A 23,899-nucleotide genomic window follows, 5' to 3' on the forward strand; every position below is an offset into this window, starting at 1 on the left:
GAGACGCTGCTGCGCTTGGGCTTACGGCTGCGTTAAGCCCAGATACAGCGCGTTCATCAGCGTGAAGTCCTCGGAGTCGAGGCTGACCTCCCACGCTGTCAAACCACCCAAACCCAATCCCTGCACGTACGCTGCCTTCCGGCGCGCCGATTCTGCGCTTTCATAGCTGATCGCGATATGCCGCGCCGGGTTGTACATCCACGAGACCAACGACAAATCATCGAAGTAGCGGATATAGTCCGAACTGCTCAGGAACGGGCCAAGATCGCGGTAAAACAGCGCTCCACCGTCCCGCGTGCCGAGCGGCACGCCGTCTGCATCCTGATACAGCCCGAAGAGATCGCCCGCGCGCACGTTTTGCCACGCCTGCCCGGAGAACGGCACGCCGATCACGAGCTTGTCGGCGGGTACACCGCGATCCAGATACGCGCGCACCGTCCCGTCGACGTTGTGCGTGCTGCGGTTGGCTTCGCGCGGGTCGCGTTCGCTGCCGTAGAGCGGCGCGATATGCGCGGCGATCTCGCTCCACGCGCCTTCATAGGCGAACGTCATCAGGTTGATATAGTCGAGCAGCGGGTGCAGGCTGGCGACATCATAGAGGCTGATCTGCGGTTCGAGCGCAGGCATGGTCATGGACAGCAGATAAGGGCGGGTGCGCTCATCGGTGAGGCTCGCCTCGTCGAGCGCGGCGCGCAGCTCTTCGATCAGTAGATTGAGGTTGGCCGTGTCTTCGGGGCGGGTGACGTTGCCGTCCTTGCCGCCTTCGACCGGGAAGCGCCAATCGATCTCGATGCCGTCAAAGTCGTACTGCTGCATGAACGTGACGCACGAACGAATGAAGCGGGCGCGCGCCTCTTCCGTGAGCGCCACATCTGAAAAGCGCGCCGAGTTATCCCAACCGCCGACGGTCATGACGATTTGCAGGTTTGGGTTGCGCAGCCGCAGGATCGGGAGCTGCTTGAAATTGCCGCGCAGCCGTTCGGAGAAACGGTCGCCGGGGTACAGGTACTGCGTGTCCGCGTAGGCGTCGACCGAGGCGCACTGACCCGTCTCAGAGATGCCGATGTCCGCGTAGTGCAGGTGTGTCAGCAGTTCGACCGGGATGTCCGTGACCAGAAATTCGCCTTGATCCGGGTAGATGTTGTAGTAGCTGTAGTAGGCGAGCAGTCGCGTGTTGATCAACTGTGCCGGGGTCTCATCCTGCGCGAAAATGTGGTGAACGCTCAGGCAGAGCAGGGCGACGGTCAGCACCAGTAAACGTCGTTTCATATCGACTCCTTCACAGTGTCGTTCAGTCCACCGCCGGAATCCAGGCGGGCGGTATTCCAATACAAAAGGGGTGCTCTTCACACCCCTTTGGCGTGTGGCAGCGCAGGTCGATTAAGGCGTATCTGCCGCGGTATTCAGCACGACTTCTTCGGGCGTGCAGTTGGTCTTCTGCACCTGCCGAATCTCAATCGGCCACCCGTTATTCGTGTAGGTGATGAGCACCTCAGAATTGTCGTAGGTGCGCTGCATCAGTTCCAGACCGTACGTCTGAATATCCGAGTACACCTGTGGGGTGGAGAGCACATAATCGATGTTGCACAGATTGTCGTTGAGCAGGTTGTAGCGAATTTCCGGGTCGGTGTCAACGCGGAAGAAGTGTTCCGTGTTCGGACGGCCAGCGCGCAGGTCGACAAAAGCATAGTTATCCGTTGCGATCACCGCGTCTTCCGGCGTGTTGTTCAGCAGCCACTGCACGGCCTGTTCCTGATCGCTCACCTGATTGGTGTTGTAAATCTGCGCGCGGTTGCTGTAGAACGTGATGAAGGGGTAGAGCAGCAGACCGGTCACCGCGACCGCGACGCCATAGCGCAGGATGTTTTCGGAATGGCCGTTGATCAGCTTGGAGACCGCGCCCGCCACAATGCCGACGTTGATTGCGAGGATAGGCAGCAGCGGAATCACGTCGACGGTGAAGACCGTTCCGGCGACGACGACATACAGCAGATAGCCGAACAGCATGTAGGTCGTCGCGCGCAGATCACGGTTGCGCTTGTCCCATGCCATCACGAGCACGAACACGCTGGCGAGCAGGCCGCCGTAGAGCAGAATCGGGTCGGCGGTGATGTTGGTGATGTCCGTCCACTGCTGGAAACTGGTGTTCCAGCCTGCGCCGAAGTTGAGGAACGCGCCATTCGACGGGCCGCGATCCGCGAGGCTTTCGAGCAGGCTCACATGCGGGAAGTTGCCACCGAACAGCCAGCCTTCGGGGAAGAGTTCCTGCTTCATGTTGGCGTAGAGCGGGAAGAGCAGGATGAGGAAGGCAGCCAGCGCGAACCACAGGTTGACGGCAAAGCCACGGTGATAGCGATCCGAGCGCATGCGGATGAAGAGCAGCAGCGCGGGCAGGAAACCGAGCACCGCGAACTTGGTCAGCACGGCTAAGCCGAACAGGATGGCGCTCAGGAGGTAATGCGTAAGCGTACGGCGGTCGCCGACCAGCAGATAGATCGCACCGAGCAGCGACGGCAGCATCAGGTTTTCGAGCAGCACGCGGCGCTGGTAGCCAATGGTGAGCGGCGAGAACATGAAGATCAGCGCGGCGACGATGGCCGCGGTGTCGCTCTTGGTCAGCTTGCGCGTGATGCCATACACAAAGGCCAGCGACACGGCATGGCAGATGAGCATCAAGGCGCGTCCGCTGTGTGTGCTGAAGCCGAAGGCGTCGAAGCCGCCCGTGAGCCGCGCCCACGCCGCCAGCAGGAACGAGCCGGCCGGCGGTTCTTCGTAGGTGTAGGTATAGGGTGAGAGTTCACCGGTGGTGCTCACCGCCCACGCATTCGAGAGATTTGTCCCCTCCACGTCTTGAATGAAGGGGAACTGGAACAGGGTCTGGACATTGGCCGCGACGGCCAGCACGACCAGAATGATGACGAGAAAGATGCTCTTGCGGTCAATAATCGCTCTGGTTTCCATGAGTTACACCGTTCCCTGCGCGACGGGCGCACTCGACTGACGATGCAGGTTGGAGTGGGCAGTTTTCTCCCACGACGAACGATTGGTCACCAGACGCCAGATGGCGCGCGCGGCGGACAGCGACAGCAGCAGTTGGTACGGATAGTAGACCAGCGCCGTCTTGAAGCGGAACAGGAAGGGCATGCGTTCGCCGTAAGCCCGGGTGAATTCGCCGAGACCAATCAGGTTGACGATCAACTGGGTGATCAGCATGAAAATCGGGATCCACGAGATCAGCGCGATGGGCACGGGCAGCGACTGCGTCAGCATGATGTACAGGCCGAGCGGCAGATACAGCACGATGAGCGCCTGGAACAGCGAATTGAGCAGAATGTAGAGCGCCGTGATCTTCTGCTTCATGCTGGGCATGCGCGCCCAGTCACCCTTGAAGAAGACCTGATAGAAGCCTTGATTCCAGCGCGTACGCTGCTTGATGAACTGGTCGACCGAGTCCGGCGTTTCTTCCTGCGTGGCGTGCGTTTCATCGTACACGATCTGGATCTTCGCGCCCGCCTGGGTCAACCGCAGACCGATGTCAGCGTCTTCGGTGAGGCATGCTTCATCCCAACCGCGCACCTTTTCCAGCCACTGGCGCTTGAAGAAGACGGTGTTGCCGCCGAGCGGCGTCACGCCGAACATGCGTGTGAAAGCGTGCAGACCGCTCTTGAACCAGAAGAAGTATTCGAGGCAGTTGAGCGCCGAGAACCATGTCGACTTGAAGTTCATCAACTGCACGCCGGACTGCACCACATCGGCCTGGTCGCGCAGCATAACCGTGTTGATCACGTTGTAGATTTCCGGATGCGGCTGATCTTCGGCGTCGAACACGCACACCACATCTTTGGTCGAGGCGCGCAGACCGCGATTCAGACCGTTCGGCTTGTTCTTCGGACCATCGGTGAAGGTGATGACGTGGATGTGATCTTTGCCGATGTCACGGGCGGCGCGGTGGGCAGCGGCGATGGTGTCATCGTCGTCGTCATCGCGAATCATGATCAGGATTTCTTTGAGGTGATCCGGGTAATCGATGGCGTCGACCGCGCGAATGGTGTCATAGATCACGTTCTCTTCGCGGCGGGCAGGCAGAATGGCCGTGAACGAGAACTGCGGCGTGAAGTATTCCTTCGGCGAGCGATACTGTTCAGCGATTTCCGGATTGTTCCACGTGTACATCATGTAGAACAGCGTGAACAGACCCTGCGGCAGCAGCGTGAGCGTCATGACGAGGATGACGAGGCTGAACAGTTCCGGACGCGGCATGGTGATCGCCGCACGCACATCCGCCGGGATCAGATTGGCAGGACGCGCCAGAATGTCGCTGAGCGTCTCTTCGCGCACTACTTCGAGCACCGGTTCGACGACGTGCAGGCCGTTCGCCACACTGTAGCTCAGGTTGAGATCCTGCTGCACGCCATTCACGAAGATGCCCAAGCGCGTATCCGCATCATTGGCGCTCGGTTTCGCGTCGACGGGCAGGGGTAAGGGCGCGACTTCAAAGTCGAAGCTGGATGAGCTCAGCACGCCGCCCGCGTTTTCGGTGACAAACGTCAACGTGTATAGGCCAATGCCAAGCTGCGTCACGTCGATCTCATAGGTGAAGGGCGGTTCGTCATAGGTGGCGACCGTCGTGTCGTTGATCGAGAGCTGCGCGAAGGCGATAGTCTCGGCATCATCAGCGGTGATGGTGATGGGGAAGATGAAACCGTTGATCGCCGCCGGTACGACTTCTTCGACGACGACGGGTTCGTCGCCGCCGAGCAGACTGCCTTCAGCCAGCAGGCTGTCTTCGGGCAGGTTGTCAGGTTCCGGGGCGCCGATGCCGGCGAATTCGTTGATGCGCGGCTCGATGAACGGCGCGGGCGTCGGGTCGAGCCCTTCGTCAATCACGGGAATGTCGAGCGCGTTCAGGCCGTCACGCAGGCTGGGGATGTCCAGCATTTGCAGCGTTTCGGGCAGTTCAGCCGCGTCGACTTCGGCAGCAGGCTCAGCGGCCAGCGGTTGCCCCGGAATGCGCACAATCGCCCCGATTTGCATAGCGTAGACATCGACATTCGGATTGGCGGCTAGGAGTTCCTCGAACGACACATTGAAGCGGTACGTCAGCCCCCACAGCGTTTCACCTTCTTGCAGGGGCGTACTCAATCGTCCCGGTCGAAGGTTCCGGCGTCGGTTCGGGCGTGGCCGGCTTGAGCGCGGTGACGCCGGACAGGTTGCGCAGCGACGGAATGATGATCACTTCGCCAATCGGCAGTGCGTAAGGATCCAGCCCGGGGTTCGCGTCCAGCAGGTCGTCCAGCGTCAGCCCATGCGCCCGAGAGATATCCCAGAGCGTATCTTCCGCTTGGATGGTATAGGGCACACCGTCTCTGACGGCGGTTTGCGCGGCGATGGCGACGGCGCTCGACATAAATATGAGCACTACTACGAGAAGACCTACTCGAAACTTCGTCATCTCTCACTACTCCTCTGACTGAATCTGCCAGCCACCAGCCATGACCTATAATCCGGTGCCTAGCAATGACGTACCTACGTCAAGCGAACGGTTGACCTCAACTACCACATTCAGATGGATTAAGCGTGCAATTATTTAGAAATTGGCAACGCGGCGATGTTGAGTGTGATGCTGGCTCTTCTCCGGAAAGTTGAGCACTGTCTGCCAGGAGTGTGGCCAACCACCGATCGGATGACCTCTGAGCGCCGGATGGGCTCTGGTGCTTTCACCTGCGCTCGCTAAGAATGCGTTGTGTTCAAGTTAAGTGATTAATTGAAGACACTTTGCTATTGTATCGAAAATGTTTCGTGAATTCTGCATATTTTCTGTGAAATTTGCGTGCATACATCTTTACAAACGTAGACAATTCCATGCCGGAAGCAACATTGGTTGCTATAATGCGATGCGAATAATTAAGGCGCCAACATATGTGTCACCATGACTTAATTGGTTCGGACGCGGCCGCTTCGCTCAACGGGATTCAAAAGGCTGATTTGCGGCGCGATAAGCGTTTACTATTAATCATCAGCACAATGCTTGGTGGCCGTTAAACTCTCCTAACAAATGCCGTCCGGCGCATTCCATGGCCTGATAGGACATTTGGCCTAGTCCGGGGCAGCTAAGCAGGTTTTGCGGCCTTGCGGCTGATGATCAGGAAAGGATCGCTGCCGAAGTCGGTCACGATAGTAACCACGCCATCTGACCACATGATGTTCAACTGCTCAAGCTGCGTGCCGATTGGGAAGCCAAAATGGGCGCGCACGGGGTCGCCGGAGAGATAACCGCTGACGGCTTGCAGTTCGCGGGTGTAGGTGCCGGACGAGGTATTCAGCACGAGGCGCGCGCCGAGGCCAAACAGATTCGGTGTGCCGGGTGCACGCAGTTCTACTTGGAGGCTCGCGCCGCTGCACAGTTGATTCTCGAAGACTTGCGCGGGCGCGTTGAGGTTGTTGACGACGATATCGAGGTCACCGTCGTTGTCGAGGTCGCCCATGCTCATACCGCGTCCACCGCTTAGGCTGCCGAGTCCCCATTCCGGTGCGGGGACGAAGCGCGCGCCCGCATCATTGCGAAAGGCGTAATTCGGTTCGATCAGCTCGTCGTCGGGCAGATGCCCGAACAATTCGACCGAGGCCATGCCGTTGACAAGATAGAGGTCAAGGTAACCATCCTGATCGAGGTCGCCGAATTTGCTCGACCATGTCCAGCCTGTCGCGGCGATGCCATAGTCGGCGGCTTGATCGATCAGCCCTTGGTCGGCGGTTTGTTCTGGTCCGTAGAACATGTTGCGGCTGGCCTGCGTGTCGCCGGGCAGCACCTGCCGCGCGTTGAGGTCGGACGTGACGTAGCGCCATGCCGCCTCAGAGTCGGGGGTCTCGTCGACAGGATGCATATCCGCGGCAAAAAATTCAAACACGCCGTCATTGTTGATGTCGCCAAGGTCAAAGCTCATGGTGCTGAAAGTGGTGGTGGCGAACAGTTCAGCGGGCCGCCAGGCGCCATCGACGAACGACCAGCTTTGATCCGGCAGACTGAAGTCATTGCCGACGACCAGATCGAGCAATCCGTCGCCGTTCACATCGCTGACCGCCAGCGCGAGTGCCTGCGCCTGTTCTGCCAGTCGGGTGGATTCGTAGCCGTCACCGGTGTTTTCGTAGTAGATCACGCCCGCGCCGCCGCTATTGAGGAAGCTGTCGCGCAGCAATTGGAGCAGTTCGGCGTCATACGAGGCTGTGACGAGATCAAGATCGCCGTCCCGATCCGCATCGACCCACGCGACCGTATAGGCGGGACGCAGCACGTTGCCGAGCGGCGTCAGCGTGAAGGTCTCGTCGCCGTTGCTGCGCCACCACTGCGGCGCGCCTACCTGACTGGTGAAGATGATGTCGAGCCAGCCATCGGCGTCCACGTCGATGGTTTGTACGGCGCGCGTGCGCCCGGTCGGTCGGGGAAATTCCTGCGCGCGAAAGGTGAGATCGCCTTCATTCCAGAGAATGCGGTTCGACCCGTCGAGATTGCCCAGTACGAGGTCAAGCAAACCGTCGCCGTTCAGGTCGTTGATCGCCAGCCCGGAACCGTTGCTCTCGTAGAAGCGGACAGTGCTGCCACGCGACTGCGTCGTGTGGGGCAGGAGATGTTCGATGAATGCGCCGCTGCACGTCTGCGCGGAGATTGGCATCACTGGGAGGAGCGCGAGCAGGCCGAAGATGACCAGAAACACCGCGATCCGTCGGGAAGTGGCGGGCAGGTGAACATAAGTGAACAGCATGGTCAGTCATCCTCGGGAACTAAAACCGCCGCCTCGCTGATAACGGAGGCGGCGGCAGTCTAGCAATTACACGTAATCAGACGAACCTTAGAACAGGTCGTTGATTTCCGCATTCGCGCCGGGCAGAACATCGGCAGCCTGCGCCGTGCCCAGACCAATCGCGTCCATCGCTTCGTTCATAATCGTGCTGATTTCGCCCGCATAGTCGGCGATCGGGAACAGGAACGTGCCGCCTTCTTCATTCGCCTGTTCGACGAACGCGCTCACGTCCACGCCCGCATCCGCACGCATCTGCTGCGAAGCCGCGGCAGCATCCGGGATCGCCGGGAAGACGACGCCCGACGCGCCGATGATGTTCTGGCAGTCAGCCGACGCCAGGAACTTGACCCACGACCACGATTCTTCGAGGTGCGGCGTGCCAACCCAGATCGAGTCCGCGAGACCGTTGAACATGCTCTTACGGCCTTCCGGGCCAATCGGCAGACGACCGAAGCCGACCGGGAATTCGCTGGCGAGGAACGTGCCGATCATCCACGAACCGTTCATGGTCATGGCGATGTTGCCAGCCTGGAACAGGGTCGCCGAACCGAGCGAGCTGACTTCTTCAAACGAAGGCGCAAAGCCGTGTTCGACGGCGAGGTCGGCCCACCACTGGACGGTGTTGATGAAGCGTTCGTCATCGTAGTAGTATTCGTCGCCCCACGGGCCGTTGTTGAACTGCCAGCCGGTGCTGACGGCGAGAGCGCTCCACTGGGTCTGGCCGTACGCGCCGCCCATGCCATCCGGCACGAAGCCGTACTGCACGACGTTGGTCTTGTCGAAGTCGGGGCTGAGGCCATTGTTGCCATTGGCATCGAGGGTCAGCGCGGCGATGGTCTGCAGGAACGTGCCACCATCGTCAAGGTTCCACGTCCACTCGTCCATGATCGCCGGGTCGACGCCCGCCGCTTCAAACAGGCTCTGGTTGTAGACGACGGCGATGGTGTCCCAGTCCTTGGGCAGACCATAGCGCGCGCCATCCTTCGCCCACAGTTCGGCGAGACCGGGGTAGTAGATGTCGGTCGCGACGCCGTCACGTTCGACCAGCGGCTGCAGGTCGACGAGCTGTTCCAGCGCGACGAATTCCGGATACTTGGCGAGGTGGTCAGTGAACACGTCGGGCGCGTCACCGCTGATGAAACCGGTGGTGATGGCCGTCCAGTAGTCATCCCAGCCGAGCTGTTCAACGTTCACAGTGATGCCCGGGTTGGCGGCCATGAAGGCATCCGCGCACTGTTGGTACGCCGGAAGCTGGTTCGTGTCCCACAGGACGTAGCGGATCGAGACCCCGTCCTGCGCGCTCACGGCGGAGACGCTCAGCAGCAGGGCGACGACGAGAAGGACGAACAGGGAAGAACGGTGCTTCATTATGTAAACTCCCAAATATATAGAAACTGACTTACCCTGTGTAAACAGGCGGCAACCAACGTCACCGCCTGCGGAACACCACGATCATTTGAAGCCGGAGAACTGGATAGAATCGACGACCCGGCGACCGAAGAAGATGAACAGCAGAATGGTCGGCACGATGCTGACGACCGTCCCGGCCATCAGACCCGTCCAGTCGGGCGCGCCTTGCGGCGTCTGCGACTTGAAGATGTTGAGCGCCACCGTCAGCACGCGCAGGTTCTCGTCACGAGCGACGAGGAACGGCCACAGATATTCGTTCCACGTGCCGATGAAGGTGAGCAGTGCCAGCGTGAGCAGCGGGCCGCGCATCAGCGGCAGTGAGATGCGCCAGAACACGCCGAAGTAGGTCGCGCCGTCGAGGAGCGCCGCTTCTTCCAGGTCTCGGTTGAGGCTGATGAAGAACTGACGCATAAAGAACACCGCGAATGGCGTCATCAGCAGCGAGGGCGCAACCATCCCCTGAAACGTCCCGATCCAGCCCAACTGGCGGATGAGTACGTAGTTCGGGATGAACAGCACGATCCCCGGGATCATCAGGCCGGTCAGGTAAACGAAGAAGATCTGGTCGCGGAATGGGAACTTGAAGCGTGCGAAGGCGTAGGCGGCCATCGCGCTGAACAGTGACTGCCCGATCATCACGACGGTGGCGTACGCAAACGAGTTGCGCAGGAAGACCCAGAAATTGATCGAACCCGCGGAAATATTGCTGGCCCCTTCGCCCACGATGGTTGACGGGTCGATCATGCCGAGCACGCGCTGGAAATTGAACAGCGTCGGGTTGTAGGGCAGCAGCTCGCTGGCGTGTCCGAAGATCGCCGTTGGGTCGTTGAGCGCCGTGCGCAGAACCCAGTAGAACGGGAAGACGGTGACGAAAATCAGAAGGCCGAGCAAAACCCAGATGATGAGGTTGTTCCAGTTGAGACGCTTGGGCTCAACGGCGGAGTTGGTCGTTTTGACGCTGGTTTGAGAAATTGCGCTCATGATCCGCTCCCTTTAGCTGTAATCCGCAAGATCGGACTGGTTGCCACGGAAGGAGCGAATTTGCACGATGGTCACCGTCACGAGGATGAGGAACAACACCACGGAGGCGGCGGTCGCCATACCCATGTTGATGCGTCGTTCAAAGACCTGCTCGTAGATGTACACGATGATGGTGCGTGTCGCGCCTGCCGGACCACCTTCTGTCGCCACGGCGATGGTATCGAAAATCTGGAAGGAGCCGATCACCGAGGTCACCAGCACGAACACCAGCACGGGACGCAGCAGCGGCAGGGTGATGCGCAGGAACTGCACCAGCCCGTTCGCACCGTCGACGCGCGCCGCTTCATAGAGCGATTTGGGAATGGTCTTCAACCCGGCGTAGATCAGGATGGCTGTGTAGCCCATATGCCGCCAGATGTTGACCCCGGCGACGGACGCAATGGCTTGATCCGGGCTGCCGAAGAAACCCTGCTGACCGATCCCGATGTTTTGCAGGAAGATGTTGATGAGGCCGAGCGTGGGGTCGAGCAGCCACACGAAGAGCATGGCGACGATGACGTTGGGCATCAGCCACGGGAGGATCAAAATGCCGCGCAGCAGCGGCGAGTTGGAGATGCGTTCCATCAAGAGGGCAATGCCGAGCGCCAGCACCGTTTGCAGCGGAATATTCCACAGCACATAGGTTACGGTGATTTGCAGCGACCGCCAGAAGCGGTCATCCGCAAACAGCTCTTGGTAGTTTTCCAAGCCGACGTATTTCGCATCGGTCAGCAGGTTCCATTCCTGAAAGCTGATGAACACGCTGCGAACCGCGGGAACGGCGAAGAACGCGATGAACCCGATCAGGCTGGGCAGGATGAAGAGATATCCGAGCAAAGCCTGATTGTTCCCAAGCCGCGACATAAAGCTCGGTTTGGGGGGTGACGCAGAAGAAGCAACTCTTATTGCAGCCACGAACAATCCTCCGAAAAATAAACTATTTCTTGCGCGGCGCTCCACAGGATTCGCGCACGACCAACTGAGTGTGCAGCGTGACGTGCCGATTTTCAACTGGTTCGCCGTTGAGCAGCGCGATCAGCATTTCGGCTGCTTTGCGCCCATGCTCTTCATCCGGTTCGTTCATCGTCGTCAGCGGTGGATGGCAGAAACCGGCCAAACGCACATTATCAAACCCCACAATCGCAATATCTTCCGGGACGCGCAGCCCACGCTCGCGGATGGCGCGGATGGCGCCGAAGGCCATCACGTCATTCATCGCGTAGACCGCATCCGGCGGTGATCCGCTGTCGAGGATCGATTGCATCGCCGCGTAGCCCGTTTCCGGGTCAAATTTCCCCCAGCGGATGAGGTTCGGATCGACGGCGAGGCCGTTCTGCGCCATGGTGGCGCGGAACTGGTCGAGCCGAAAGTGGACATGGGTCTGTTGATCGTCGTACGTGATGCAGGCGATGCGCCGGTAGCCCAGATCGATTAAGTGCTGGACAATGATGTGAACGCCGTTCACCTTATCGACCGTGACCGAGTACACCGCAGGATCGATGTGATCGAGCGCGACGACCGGCATACCATTTTCGGTACAGTCGATGATATAGTCGATGTCTTGACGGGGTGGGCTGCCAAAGTTGATGATCGCGCCCGCGGCTTCGCGGCTTTGCAATAAACGACGAAACACGTTTGACGCATTGTCAGTCGCCGCCTGCTCGACGAGGATGCGAAAACCCGCGCGCTGCGTCACTTCGGTGATGCCGGTGAGCACACGGGGCAGATATTCATCAATGAAAACCTGACGGTGCGGTTGCTGCAAGACCAGGGCGATCGTGTCGCTGCGACCACGCGCCAAGGTGCGCGCGCCCGCATGCGGCGTATAGTTTAATTCACGCACCGCGTTCAGCACGCGCTCTTTAGTTTCATCACTGATATTGGCGTCGACGACATTGTTCAGCACGAACGACACGGTCGTCTGGGAGACGCCCGCAAGTTCAGCGACTTGTTTGCTCGTAATTCGACGCGACTTCATAAATCAGCTCAGAAACAATCGTAAAATGTTTACTAAAGGGCATTACTAACGCGCATTAGTAAAATAGCCCATTTTAGATCACCTGTCAAGCAATTCGTTGGAAGTGCCTAATTCACGGGATCAATCAGTCCAATTTTGTAACCGCTCGGGCGTGTATGTGCTTGTAAGCACACTGGAGCAGATCACGTGATCTGCTCCAACCGTTACCCAACTCCGCCTGAAACAGTCAGCGAAAACGGGTTGCATTACCCCTTAATCGCGCCGGAGGTCATGCCGGAGACAATCTGCCGTTGGAAGAACATGAACATGAGCAGCGGCGGCACAGTGATCACCAGCACGTTGGCGAACAATAGATGCCATTCCGAGTTGAACTGGCTGATATAGCTGTACATGGTGAGCTGTACGGTGACGTTTTGCGCGCCGGGCAGGAAGTACAGCGGCGAGGTGAAGTCGTTGTAGATGCCGACCGACGATACGACGACCACTGTGATGATCGCGGGGCGCAGCAGCGGCAGAATCACGCGCAAAAACACCTGCATGGGCGACGCGCCGTCGATGATGGCGGCCTCGTCCAGTTCGCGCGGAATCGTCGCCATGAATGCGCGCAGCGTGATGATGGCGAACGGCATGGTGAAGGCGACCTGCACGAAGATCAGCCCGAACAGGGTGCGGTACAGGCCGATGCTTTGCAGCAGGAAGATCGTCGGGACAACCGCCGGGGGGATGATCAACCCGGCGAGGATGATCGAACTGGCGAGCGCGGCTACCCGGTCACGCCGCCGCTGCATCACAAAGGCGACCAGCGCCGAGAACAGCACGATCAGCGTGATAGACACGACGGTGATGATCAAACTGTTGCGCATGGCGAGGAACATGCGCCCATCGCCGAATTCCAGCACTTCGCGGATGTTTTCGAACAGTTGGAAGTTTTCCGGCAGCGTGAAGCGGAACATCGCCGCATCCGGCCCGGTTTTCGCCGCGGTCAGAAGAATGAAGATGAACGGTACAATGAAGATGACGCCGATGACGAGCAGGGCAATCGCATCCAGCCATACCGAGCCAATGAAATTTCGCAGCTTCATAGTTCCTCCAGCTCGCGGCGATTGAAGAAGCGCATCAACGGGTAGACGATCACGGTCACGAGGACGAACAGCACGACATTGCCCGCGGTCGAAAGCCCGTAAAAGCCCGCCTGATACTGCTTGTAGATCACGGAGGTGAGCACATCGGAGGCGAAACCGGGGCCGCCTTTGGTCATCGTCCAGATTAAGTCAAACGAGCGCAGCCCGCCGATGAACGACAGCAGAATCACGGTGAAAGCGGCATTGCGCGAGAGCGGCAGAATCACATAGCGGAACTTAACCCAGAAACCGCCCTCCAAACGCGCCGCTTCGAAGTAGTCATTGGGAATCGAGAGGATGCCCGCGATGAAGATCACCGTGGCGATGCCGAGACCCTTCCACACGTCGACCAGCGCGACCGAGAACAGCGCGAGCCCCGGATTGCCGAGCCAGTCCGGCTTAGCCAGACCGATTGCGCCGATCACCGTATTGATGAGGCCGATGGAGGGCTGCATCAACGCGCCGAAGGTGATGCCCACCGCAATCGTGCTGACGAGCACCGGGAAGAAGATGATGCTGCGCAGCAGACCCTTCAGCTTGAGCCGCGAGGTGAGCAGCATGGCGAGGGGCAGGGAGATAAGCACTTTGAGACCGCTGGTCATGATGGCATAAATAATCGTATTGCGCAGCCCGGCGGTCAGCTGCGGGTCGTTAAAGAAACGTTCGTAATTATCCAAGCCGATGAATGTGGCATCGAACAGTGTCCAGCGGGTGAGGCTGAAATAAAAGGCCAGCAGCGTCGGGATGACGAAGAAGATCCCGAACACGATGGCGGCAGGCAGGTAGAACCAGCGCGGATACGTCCGCAGAACGGTCTTGGGACGAGTCTCGATTTGCATACGACCTCTCAGTCAGCGGGTGCATAGCGCAGAGGGACTGACCGCCGCAGCGGCCAGTCCCTCACACAAGTTGATTTCCTTACGGACTGCCGTTTACCAGCCGGGCAGGCCGAGCTGCTGCGCCTGACGCTCGACGTCGAGGTCATAGTTGGCGGCGGCTTCTTCCGCGCTCATCTGACCCGTGCCGACGGCCACGCACAGTTGTTCGAGGTTCGGCCCCTTGATCGGCGAGAGGAACTCCAGTGCCGGGTAGGAGTTGCCCGAGTCGATGTAGGCTGCGAGATCCTGCACGGCGGGCAGCACCGTGTCGGGCAGCGTCGAATCTTTAATGAGGTAAGGGCCGTTCGGCGGCACCATGGCGGTGATGGCATCCACACCTTCCACCGAAGCGATGAAGCCGAGGAAGCCGAGGGCGGCTTCGAGCTTCGCGCCCGTGGTGGTCACGGGGATGTACGTGCCCGCAGGCATCCAGATCGTCGCGCCGTTCGCATCCGCACTGGGGCCGGGCTGCGCGAAGAAGCCGATGTCGTTCGCCTGATCCGGGAAGTTGGTGGCGATGGTGGAGAGCGCGAAGGTCAGCATGGGGAAGTGCGCGACTTCGCCATTGGCCAGCAGCGACAGACCCTGTTCGAAACGCGTGGTCGCGTAATCCTGCTGCCACCAACCCTGTTCGTAACCCTGCTGCAGGTACTGGAAGCCCGCGAGCGCCGCCGGGGTGGTCGCGTACTTCGCTTCATTGGCGGTGTAAGCATCGGCGAAGCCCGGAGCCTGCTGTTCGACATTGTAGTAGTCGGCGAGGACGAACAACTGCGACGTCCACGTATCGCCGAAAGTCGCGAGGACCGGCGGAATACCCGCTTCGAGGAGCGCCGCGTTGTTCGCCGCGAACTCTTCCCACGTGGTCGGGACGCTCAGGCCAAGTTCTTCGTAGACGGCCTTGTTGTAGAGGATGCCGCCGCCCATCGCCGTGCCCGTGGGCACGCCGTAGATGCCATCGCCCTGCGACACGGTCGGCAGGAACGACTCCTGAATGTTGGCGATGAACGCCTGATCCGACAGATCGACCAGCGTCTGCGTCGGGTTGAGCGCCTGCAGCAGCGAACCGGAGTTGTAGAAGAAGATGTCGGTCATGTCGCTGGTGGCGAGGCGGGTCTTGACGATGTTATCGCCTTCGGTGCCGCCGGGACGGCTTTCAATCGTGAACGTGACGTTCGGGTTCAGCGCGGTGTAAGCGTCGGTGAGCGCCTTGGCCATGTCCTGACTGTTCTGGCTGTCGTCGACCAAATACGTCAGGTTGACAGCATCCTGTGCGGAAACTGCTGAAATGCTCAGCACCAATACGAGAAGAAGAAAAAGCACTTTCGTTTTCATGCGAAATACTCCCTAGAACGATGTAAGTTTTTCCCAAACGCGTCCGGAGGCGCGTCTGTTCACAAAAGTTAAGTAGTGCGCTCTCTGCGGTCACCGGCTGATCGGCGCAGGCCCGGTTGACTCCCGCACGATCAACTGCCAACCGCTCTCGATCACTTCCGGTGCCCAATTCGGTTCGGCAAGACGCCGGAGCAACAGGCGCACGGCATCGCGACCGTTTTGCTCCGGGCTGCCCGTGACCGTAGTCAACCGGGGGACCGAGTATGAAGCAAACGGGATGTTGTCAAAACTGGCGATGGAGACATCATCCGGCACGCGCAGGCCGAGATCGGCGGCGGCCCGCAGCGCGGCGATCCCCTGCAGGTCGTTGATGGTGAGCAGGGCGGTCGGGCGATCCGCGCGTTTGAGCAGTTCCAGGGCGGCGCGGTAACCATCTTCCAGACGCTGGCCGCAGCAGATCACCAGCGAGTCGTCGTACGGGAGCCCGGCGTTGGCTAAGGACTGGCGATAGGCTTCCAGACGGTCATAGCCTTGTTCGGGCACGTCCACGCCGTAGACGAAGCCGATGCGCTGGTGCCCAAGTTCGAGCAGATGCGCCATCAGCGCCAGCGTGCCCGCTCCATAACCCTGATGCACATAGTCGAACTCCGAAAGACTCCCTGAGATTTCGACAATCGGGCGCGCGGAACGTTTGAGCTGCGCGGTGACCTGTTCGGACAACTGCTTAAAGCCGATCAACATGATGAGTCCATCAACCCGTTGTTCGGCGAGTTCGCGAATACTCTGGTTTTCCTGTTCCGGTGTCAGGGGGTTGTGCGCCAGCAGCAGGCTGTAACCATGCGCTTCGGCCTCGGCGGAAATGCCGACGAGCATCTGCCAGAAAAACGGATTCTCGTACAGCGGCAGCAGCACGCCGATGGTTTTGGTCTCGCCGCTGCGCAGCGCCTGAGCGCGGGCATCGACCTCATAGCCGAGATCGGCGATGGCATCGAGGACGCGCTGCCGGGTTTCCGCTGAGATAGGAATGCGTCCGCCGTCCTGATCGTTCAAAACGTAGGACACGGTCGCGCGGGAGACCCCAGCCATGCGAGCGACGTCATGTTGCGTCGGGCGTTTCATCGTGCTTACTCCTTCGGGACGTAATACCCGACAGAATCATACACGACGACGGGCGCCGACGATGTACTCAAAGCCGCAGACCATCCAATAAAGATCATCGGAATAACCACTAATGACCAGAAAATAGTTTAATTGCACGAATCACCTGACACGTGTAATCTTATGCAGAGGCGGAGAAGTTGTCAAGTTTTTGCTCACACGGCGTGGACAAAACGCTGCTGTCGAGAAGATTCCCACGGGTCCTACCTGGAAACAAAACCGCCCGGTCAACGTTCGACCGGGCGGTTTTGTTCAAAAAGGGGTTTACGGGAGAGCGTTTATTCGCCGGTAACGCCGGTCATCTCAACCGACTCCACGAACCAGCGCTGCAATATAAAATACATCACGAGGAGCGGGAGAATGTTGAGGAATGTACCACTCATTTTGACCGCTTCGTTCAAGCGATCAAAGATGTTGACCGTCCCCGGTGGATACAGGTTTTCGTAAGCCTGCACGAAGCGCGACAACTGCATGGGCAGGGTCGTCACGCCGCCTTCGAGGAAAATGCCGGTGAGGAACGTCTCGTTCCAGTACCACACAATCGAGAAGATGAACGAGACGATGTACGCCGGAAGCGCGGTCGGCACGGCGATTTTCCGGAAGATGTAGAAATCGGTCGCCCCGTCCAGTCGCGCGGATTCTTCCAGCACCTTGGGCAGCGAGAGGAAGCTCTGGTAGAAGATGAGGATGAAGATCGGACTGCGGAAGCCCTGACCGAGGATCGCGGGCAGAATCAGCGCGAGCGGATTGCCGAGCAGTCCGAGATTGCGGTACGTCAGCATTTGTGGGATGACGGTGTTCTGCGGCGGGATGATGAACGTCGCCAGCAGCAGCAGGAACACAATCGGCTTGCCCCAGAAGCGATACCGCGCCAGACCATAGCCCACAATCGACGCGACGACCGTCTGCAGCGCCGAGGGAATCACGCTGATGAGCGTGGAGGTGAGCAGTGTGTCCGGATACGACAACACGCGCAGCCCTTTGTCATAGTTGCCGAGGAACAACTCCGTCGGCACCCACTGCACCATCGGGTTGAGCAGGTCGCTCGGGTTTTTGATGCTGGTGATGAACATGAACAGCAGTGGCTGTAAATACACGAAGCCGATAGCGATGAGCACGGCGTACAGCGCCATACTCATGGTGATGCCGCGATGATCGCGACCGCCGAACAGGATGCCCCGCGCGCGTTCGACGGCGGGGTGGTGGAGGACTTGCTGCATCATCGGGACCCCCGGCGCGCCCATTGACCCAAGACGAGATACATAATCACGAGCAGGATGACCATGACGACGAAATAGATGAAAGCCATCGCGCTGGCGTAGCCGATGCCGCCCTGCACGTCGTACATCTGGTCATAGATGTAGCGGATGACCTTGTTTTCGGAGAAGTGCGAGAGCGTGACGATGGTATAGATGGCATTGACCAGCGTCGCCGTCGACAGTGAGGGCAGCGTGATCTTCCAGAACATTTCCCAGCCCGATGCGCCGTCAATCGACGCGGCCTCATAAATGCTGCGGTCGACTTTTTGCAGGCTCGACAGGTAGATCAGAATCTGCACGCCGGAGAACCACAGAATGAGCACGAACGAGGTCAGCAGGTATTCGACTGGGGTCCGCAGCGCGCGCGGCAGGTCTTCGAGGAACGTCTGCACGGCAGGCAGGTTGGCGATCCCCGGTGCGGTGGCCGCGCCTTGCGCTGTTAGTTCGCGGATCACGGGGCCGCTGGTGATGACGATGGGCAGGAAGAAGATGACGCGGAACAGCCCTTTGAGCCGGAACTTGAGGTTCAGGAACATCGCGATGATCATGGCGAAGATCAGCACGATGGGGATCGACACGAGCGTTTCGACGGTGTAGGCGATCAGCAGTTCGACGAAGTTCGGGTCAGTGAACAGTCCGCGCGTATAGTTCGCCCAGTCGACAAAGCGCAGGTCGATGCTGGTGGCCGCCACTGTGACCTGATTGAAGCTGTAGCGCAGCGTTTCGGCGAGCGGCAGCAGCGTGAACAGCAGAAAACCGATCACCCAGATGAGGACGAAACCGTAGCCGTGCAGAGCCTCGCGGGTGCGGAGACTGACTTCGCGGCGAACCGGAGTGCGACTGGTCATAGGCTGCTCTCCACAAGTAGGGCGTCTTGCGCCGGGACGACGGTCGCGCCGTTCACATACAACTGATCCGTGTAGTTGACGATGATCTGCTGACCATTGGCGTAGGTGGTTGCGAACACCCCGTCGGCAAGCTGGGTATGCGCGCTGATCGCCTGACCGCGCACCGGGGCGAGCAGCGCATTCAGCCACTGGTAGGTCGTGCGAATTTCGTCACCCCACTGCTCGTACGACGACGTATAGATCCAGTTTGAGCGCGTGTTGAGGATGTTGGCCGTCGGCTCATGGGTGATGAAATACGACGGATAGATGCCGAATTCGACGTGGCGCAGCAGGTCACCCTGTTGGTCGGAGGAGAAGTTCAGGGCAGCCCCGTAATACGGCATGTAGCCCGCCAGCACAATCGGCAGGAAGGGCACCGATTCCGAGGTGTAGATATAACCGTTGTCACCAATCGGCATGTCATAGTAGGCCTGTGCCAGCCCGAAGAAATAGTCGTTCGGGCGGTACATCCCGAGCCGCTGCGGCGTCTCGCTCAGCAGACTCTGGTAGGCGTCGATCGCCTGTTCCCGGTTGAGCGGGGCGCTGCTGCGGAAATCGCCGTAGAGCATCCAACTCATGCCATCAATTGCTAGGCCGCTGTTAACGCGCGCCGCCATATCGCTGGAGAGGCTGTTCAAGCGCTGACTCAGCACATCGAGTGTGAAATACGAGCCGTAGGTGCGATTGAAGCCTTCTGTATCGATATTCGTGATTGCCATCGCGAGGTCGGTGCGCGCGGTGTAGCCGCTTTCCCGGAAATAGGCCATCTGTGGGTCGAGATACAGCGACAGATGACCGCCATTCGCCGCGATCTGATCAGTGAGGTTGGCCAAGTCGCCGACGCTGCCGAGGCTGCCTTCCAGCGTGAGGGTGGTTGGTGGCATCGTGGCGGCGCCGTAAGGCTGCCAGCCGTAATAAATCACTTCCGGATTTGGGAGTTGCAGCCCGTTGAGGATGTCACCGATCTGGCTGATAGTCGTCATCGGGACGAAGCGATTCCAGAAGAGCACCTGCTCTTTGTCGCCGCCGAGGACTTCCAGCCGCAGGCCAATATTCGGGTTGCTCTCGCTGAACGGATGCAAACGTCCATTATCGACCAGATACTGTTGGTAGCTGTGCGCCATGCCCACGTAATCGGCATCCGTCCCGGTCAGGAAGCGGAAATGCACGACGGCGTCGAAGTTGTTGCGATTGCGCTGCACGATGGTCACCCCGGCGCCCGAACGATTCGTCGCTTGGAAGTAGGGTTCAGCGTAGATGAACGACGTGTACAGGAAGTTGAAATTGGTGATGATGCCCGCCGGATGCACTTGCAGTTCTCCGTAGGCCGCGCCTTGATCCACAATTGAAATGAAGGCGTTCTCGCCTGCACCGTGCACTATGCCGAAGACCGGGTAGCCAATCGGCGCTGGGTTCGTCACCAGTGGATCGTAGGGCATCACGGCGGTCATGCCGAGATCTTCACCGTAGTAGCGCCCGTAGAACATGTTCTGCGCCCGGGTGGTGTCGGCAAAGTGGATGAGGCTGCCGGTGCCATCGGGGACGAGCATATACCCGTCGATGCTGCTGCCGCGCGCTGCGCCCAGGAAGGGATACACATAGATTTGCCCAAGACGATAGTTGGGGCTGGTCTCGCTGATCGAGGCGGCGGGAATTTCCACGCGCACACCCTCGGTTTCGAGCTGAAGGATCACCGTGAAGCTGATGCCGAATTCGGTGAACGTCACCTGTGCCGATACGCCCTGATCGATGGCCGTGATGTCGAGCGTGTGCTCGGCGTTGGCGATTGATGTGCGCTCGTTGATCGCGCGGTTATCCAGATATTCGATGCTGATGCCGCTCTGCGCGAACGCCAACCATGAACGGTTGAGGCGATCTTCTTCCAGCTTTTCGTCGACGCCGGAATGCCACAGGTAGCCGCTGCGCTTATCGCGCAGTTTGAAGGCCAGCGTTGCCGAATCGAGGTACATTTCAAACGTCTCGTTGTCGGCGACCAGCGCGTAGCTTGCGGGTATATCCTGCGGCGGAGTCTGCGCGTGCGCCGGGCCGACGGCCAGCAGTACGCCCAGCAGCCAGAGCACTGTGCCGAGGGCGAGTTTGGTCAGATGGGGGTACAGGCGGTTCAGGTTAGCCACGCAGACCGACCTCCCGGATAACTGCCGCGACAAATTCGTACAACTGTGTGAACAGCACGTACAGGATGTAGGTCGTGAGCAGGAACATCGCCATCGTGAACAGCGTCGCCAGAATGTTGCGCACGGTTTCCCCAAAGGAGAAGTTGTGCACCTCTTTGACCATGATGACGATCATGATGCCGGACCACAACCACACCAACTGCATCGAGAAGCTGTAGATGAACTCCTCGTTGAGCGTGAGCACGTTAGAGATGAGCGTGATGGGCAGGCCGAGCAGCACGTAGGGGAACAGGCTGTAGGCGCTGCCGATGATCACATGGCGCAGGCTGCCTTCACCATCGCTGATGGTCGCGATCAGGTAGTTGGCGATATTCCAGAGCGCGAGCGGCACCACCGTGAACACGATCTCCATTTCGACGTCGATCTGCCACCACGTTGCGTAGGGACTGAAGACGAAGCCCGTCAGATAGAGCGCGAGGACGCGGATGATCACAATCCACAGGTAGATCAGTCCCGCAAACAGCAGACTCCCGCGCAGATTCTTTTTGATGTAATAGAAGCTGTCCATGGGCTGCTTGATGAAGCGGAACATGAACACGAAGTCGTCGATCAGGTGAATTCTTTGCGCGCGTTCACCCAACGCGCGGAGCGGGTCGAGCCAGCGGTAGCGGCGTTCCAACCGTCCGAACACGCTGAAAGCGATCCACCCGAAGAACATGACGCCGATGGCGTTACCGAGATGGCGCTGCAGCACGGCGTTGCGCAGCTCCCAGAACGTTTCTGAATACCCCGCCCGGTTTTCCGCCAGTCGATAAAACTGAAGGGCGTTGGCGTAATCAGAATCCTTGTAGGCCGCGCTCGCCAGCGCTTCATAGGACAGGATGACCAGCCCATTGAAGTTGAGTACATCGTTGAAGAAGGGGCGGGCTTCGGTATAGAAGCCTTCCATATATAGTCGCACGCCGTTGTGCAGTTGGCGCGCAAAGGCGGTGACCTGATACGTGACGACGGCGTTCTTCTCTTTGTCCAGCACGTACAGGTTTTCGCCAACGCGCTCAATCGCCGTCGGATTACTCAGCAGACCGAGGCGTTGATCACCGCGATCCAGCCCGCCAAAACCGAACAGCAGAGCGCCGTTCTGGTCATATTCGAAGATCGTACCCTCTTGATCCACCGTGACCATGAGCCCGTCATCGCTCACGGTGATATCACGGAAGGTGCGCGACCCGAACATCCAGCGGTCGAACAGGTTGCGCCCGGAGACCGTGAACTTGCGAATTGCCTTGTCGCGATCCGCCCCGGCGGTGATGGTGTAAACCAGCGATTGATTGTCAATGTCAAGGTTGGAAGGAGAGGCTGCTTCGTTGCGAATGAACTGATCAAGCTGGTCTTCGGTCAGGAACATGCGCTGCAAAATCATCTTCAGCGACATTTCGGCAGAATTCGCGCCGAAGTAGCCGATGAAGTTGCCGCTCGTGTTCATCATGACCAGCCCATCGACCGAACTTTCGCTCACGATGTACAGGTTTCTGCGCGTGTCGACCGAGATTTTGCGCGGCAGGAATTCGCGATTCGCGCCGAACAGCGGTTCACTGGGGCGGCCAAACTCGTTGACGAGATTGCCATCAGCATCGAGGATGATGACCGTGTTCTTGCCCGCGTCGGCGATGTAGAGCGTGCCCTCTTCGTCGACGTACAGGCCAGTCGGCGCGTCGAGAATATCCACGCCATACTCGGCGACCACCTGAAAGGCCGCGTCGAGTTTGATGATGCGGCTGTTGCCCGTATCTGCGATATAGAGCGACCCATCCGCGGCGTAGAACATGTCTTCCGGCGCGTCGACGGGCAGGTCGATCTGATCGAGCGGGGTATAGGCGTCTTGCGTCGGCCACAGCGAACTACCCGGGCCGAGCGTCCACGTGGTGTACGGCGACACCGCCTGTGCGGGCAGGGTCGTACCTGCCAGCACGATCAAGAGGAGGAGCAGCGTCAGCAGCTTTTTCATTTCAGCCCCGAATGTGACATGGTGCTCATCACCTGGCCTTGCAGGAAGATGAAAATGATCAGATTGGGCAGGAACATGATCAGCGCGGCGGCGGCGGCGATACCTTGCCCGGCGACCGCGGTCGCCCCGGTCGCAGTCGTCTTGGTCAGCGTGCTCAGGTAGAACGCCAGCGTGCGCAGACTCTCGGTGTTGATGTAGAGCGTCGAAATGTCGGCGTTGTTCCACGCGGCCTGAAAGGTGAGGATGGCGATGGTCGCCAGCGCGGGACGGATCATCGGCAGTACGATGCGCCAGTAGATTTCGAGGTCGGTCGCGCCGTCGATCTGCGCCGCTTCCAACACTTCATCGGGCACGCCGTCAATGAACTGCTTGAGCAGGAACAGCCCCACCGGCATGGCCAGCACCGGGAGAATGTGCACCCAGAACGAATCGAGCAGGTTGAGGCGTTCGATCACCAGAAAGCGCGGGATCGTCACGGCGACGGGCACGAACATCAGCGCCACGTTGTTGATCGCAAACAAAGCCTGTTTGAGCTTAAAACGTTTTTTCGACAGTGAATAAGCTGCCGCGCTGGACACGATGATCGACGCGCCCACCGTCACCAGCGTGATGAGGATGCTGTTGAACAGGTAACGGCTGACCGGAATGCCCGAAGTCGACAGTTTTGAAAACAAGTCGGTGAAATTTTTGAAGGTCGGGTTGACGACGAGAAAGCGCGGCGGGTAGGCGAACAGTTCGTCCGGCGGTTTGAAGGCGCTGGAAAAGATGAAGATGATCGGGAGCAGCATCACGGCGGCCAGCGGCACCAGCAAGATGTAAAACTTGATCTGGCTGACGTGGAAGCCCTGCGGGTTGATGCCCCGATTACGCACCCCAGTGTAACGCTGATACCAGTTCATGTTCATACGGATGCTCAT

The 23,899-nt window shown here is 59.2% G+C and carries 18 protein-coding genes; all 18 read right to left on the reverse strand.

Annotated features, from left to right (window positions below; all coding sequences use genetic code 11):
- Window positions 1-21: 21 nt before the first annotated feature.
- Window positions 22-1,269 (reverse strand): glycoside hydrolase family 18 protein, encoded by a 1,248-nt coding sequence (locus tag IPK17_RS33820; RefSeq protein WP_343422129.1) that lies wholly within the window; start codon window positions 1,267-1,269, stop codon window positions 22-24.
- A gap of 111 nt (window positions 1,270-1,380) precedes the next feature.
- The gene (locus tag IPK17_RS33825; RefSeq protein ID WP_343422130.1) at window positions 1,381-2,961 is read right to left on the reverse strand and encodes a glycosyltransferase family 39 protein; all 1,581 of its coding nucleotides are present in this window, start codon (window positions 2,959-2,961) and stop codon (window positions 1,381-1,383) included.
- Window positions 2,962-2,964: 3 nt separating this feature from the next.
- Entirely contained in the window at window positions 2,965-5,142 is a 2,178-nt protein-coding gene (locus IPK17_RS33830; RefSeq protein ID WP_343422131.1) for a glycosyltransferase, read from the reverse strand.
- Window positions 5,117-5,452, reverse strand: a complete 336-nt coding sequence (locus IPK17_RS33835) for a LysM peptidoglycan-binding domain-containing protein (RefSeq protein ID WP_343422132.1) — start codon at window positions 5,450-5,452, stop codon at window positions 5,117-5,119. Before IPK17_RS33835 ends, IPK17_RS33830 begins: the two co-directional genes overlap by 26 nt.
- Before the next feature lie 658 nt (window positions 5,453-6,110).
- Window positions 6,111-7,760: a CRTAC1 family protein gene (locus tag IPK17_RS33840; protein ID WP_343422133.1), complete on the reverse strand. Its 1,650-nt coding sequence runs from the start codon at window positions 7,758-7,760 to the stop codon at window positions 6,111-6,113.
- Window positions 7,761-7,847: 87 nt separating this feature from the next.
- Window positions 7,848-9,167 carry an ABC transporter substrate-binding protein gene (locus IPK17_RS33845; RefSeq protein ID WP_343422134.1) on the reverse strand — a complete coding sequence of 440 codons (1,320 nt, stop codon included), beginning with the start codon at window positions 9,165-9,167 and terminating at the stop codon, window positions 7,848-7,850.
- 84 nt (window positions 9,168-9,251) lie between these two features.
- Window positions 9,252-10,190, reverse strand: a complete 939-nt coding sequence (locus IPK17_RS33850; protein ID WP_343422135.1) for a carbohydrate ABC transporter permease — start codon at window positions 10,188-10,190, stop codon at window positions 9,252-9,254.
- A gap of 12 nt (window positions 10,191-10,202) precedes the next feature.
- The gene (locus IPK17_RS33855) at window positions 10,203-11,066 is read right to left on the reverse strand and encodes a carbohydrate ABC transporter permease (RefSeq protein WP_343422136.1); all 864 of its coding nucleotides are present in this window, start codon (window positions 11,064-11,066) and stop codon (window positions 10,203-10,205) included.
- Window positions 11,067-11,166: 100 nt separating this feature from the next.
- Entirely contained in the window at window positions 11,167-12,207 is a 1,041-nt protein-coding gene (locus IPK17_RS33860) for a LacI family DNA-binding transcriptional regulator (RefSeq protein ID WP_343422137.1), read from the reverse strand.
- Between the two features lie 245 nt (window positions 12,208-12,452).
- On the reverse strand, window positions 12,453-13,289 hold the full coding sequence (locus IPK17_RS33865) for a carbohydrate ABC transporter permease (protein WP_343422138.1): 837 nt from the start codon (window positions 13,287-13,289) through the stop codon (window positions 12,453-12,455).
- A complete protein-coding gene (locus IPK17_RS33870) occupies window positions 13,286-14,167 on the reverse strand; it encodes a carbohydrate ABC transporter permease (protein ID WP_343422139.1) in 882 nt (293 codons plus the stop codon). Before IPK17_RS33870 ends, IPK17_RS33865 begins: the two co-directional genes overlap by 4 nt.
- A gap of 93 nt (window positions 14,168-14,260) precedes the next feature.
- Entirely contained in the window at window positions 14,261-15,538 is a 1,278-nt protein-coding gene (locus IPK17_RS33875) for an ABC transporter substrate-binding protein (RefSeq protein ID WP_343422140.1), read from the reverse strand.
- Window positions 15,539-15,628: 90 nt separating this feature from the next.
- Window positions 15,629-16,657, reverse strand: a complete 1,029-nt coding sequence (locus tag IPK17_RS33880) for a LacI family DNA-binding transcriptional regulator (protein WP_343422141.1) — start codon at window positions 16,655-16,657, stop codon at window positions 15,629-15,631.
- 317 nt (window positions 16,658-16,974) lie between these two features.
- On the reverse strand, window positions 16,975-17,919 hold the full coding sequence (locus tag IPK17_RS33885) for a carbohydrate ABC transporter permease (RefSeq protein WP_343422142.1): 945 nt from the start codon (window positions 17,917-17,919) through the stop codon (window positions 16,975-16,977).
- Entirely contained in the window at window positions 17,916-18,803 is an 888-nt protein-coding gene (locus IPK17_RS33890) for a carbohydrate ABC transporter permease (protein WP_343422143.1), read from the reverse strand. Before IPK17_RS33890 ends, IPK17_RS33885 begins: the two co-directional genes overlap by 4 nt.
- The gene (locus tag IPK17_RS33895; protein WP_343422144.1) at window positions 18,800-20,977 is read right to left on the reverse strand and encodes a DUF5696 domain-containing protein; all 2,178 of its coding nucleotides are present in this window, start codon (window positions 20,975-20,977) and stop codon (window positions 18,800-18,802) included. Before IPK17_RS33895 ends, IPK17_RS33890 begins: the two co-directional genes overlap by 4 nt.
- Window positions 20,970-22,982 (reverse strand): YIP1 family protein, encoded by a 2,013-nt coding sequence (locus IPK17_RS33900; RefSeq protein WP_343422145.1) that lies wholly within the window; start codon window positions 22,980-22,982, stop codon window positions 20,970-20,972. Before IPK17_RS33900 ends, IPK17_RS33895 begins: the two co-directional genes overlap by 8 nt.
- On the reverse strand, window positions 22,979-23,887 hold the full coding sequence (locus tag IPK17_RS33905; RefSeq protein ID WP_343422146.1) for a carbohydrate ABC transporter permease: 909 nt from the start codon (window positions 23,885-23,887) through the stop codon (window positions 22,979-22,981). The genes IPK17_RS33900 and IPK17_RS33905 overlap by 4 nt, the downstream gene beginning before the upstream one ends.
- Between the last annotated feature and the right edge of the window lie 12 nt (window positions 23,888-23,899).

It is taken from the genome of Candidatus Flexifilum breve (assembly GCF_016713355.1).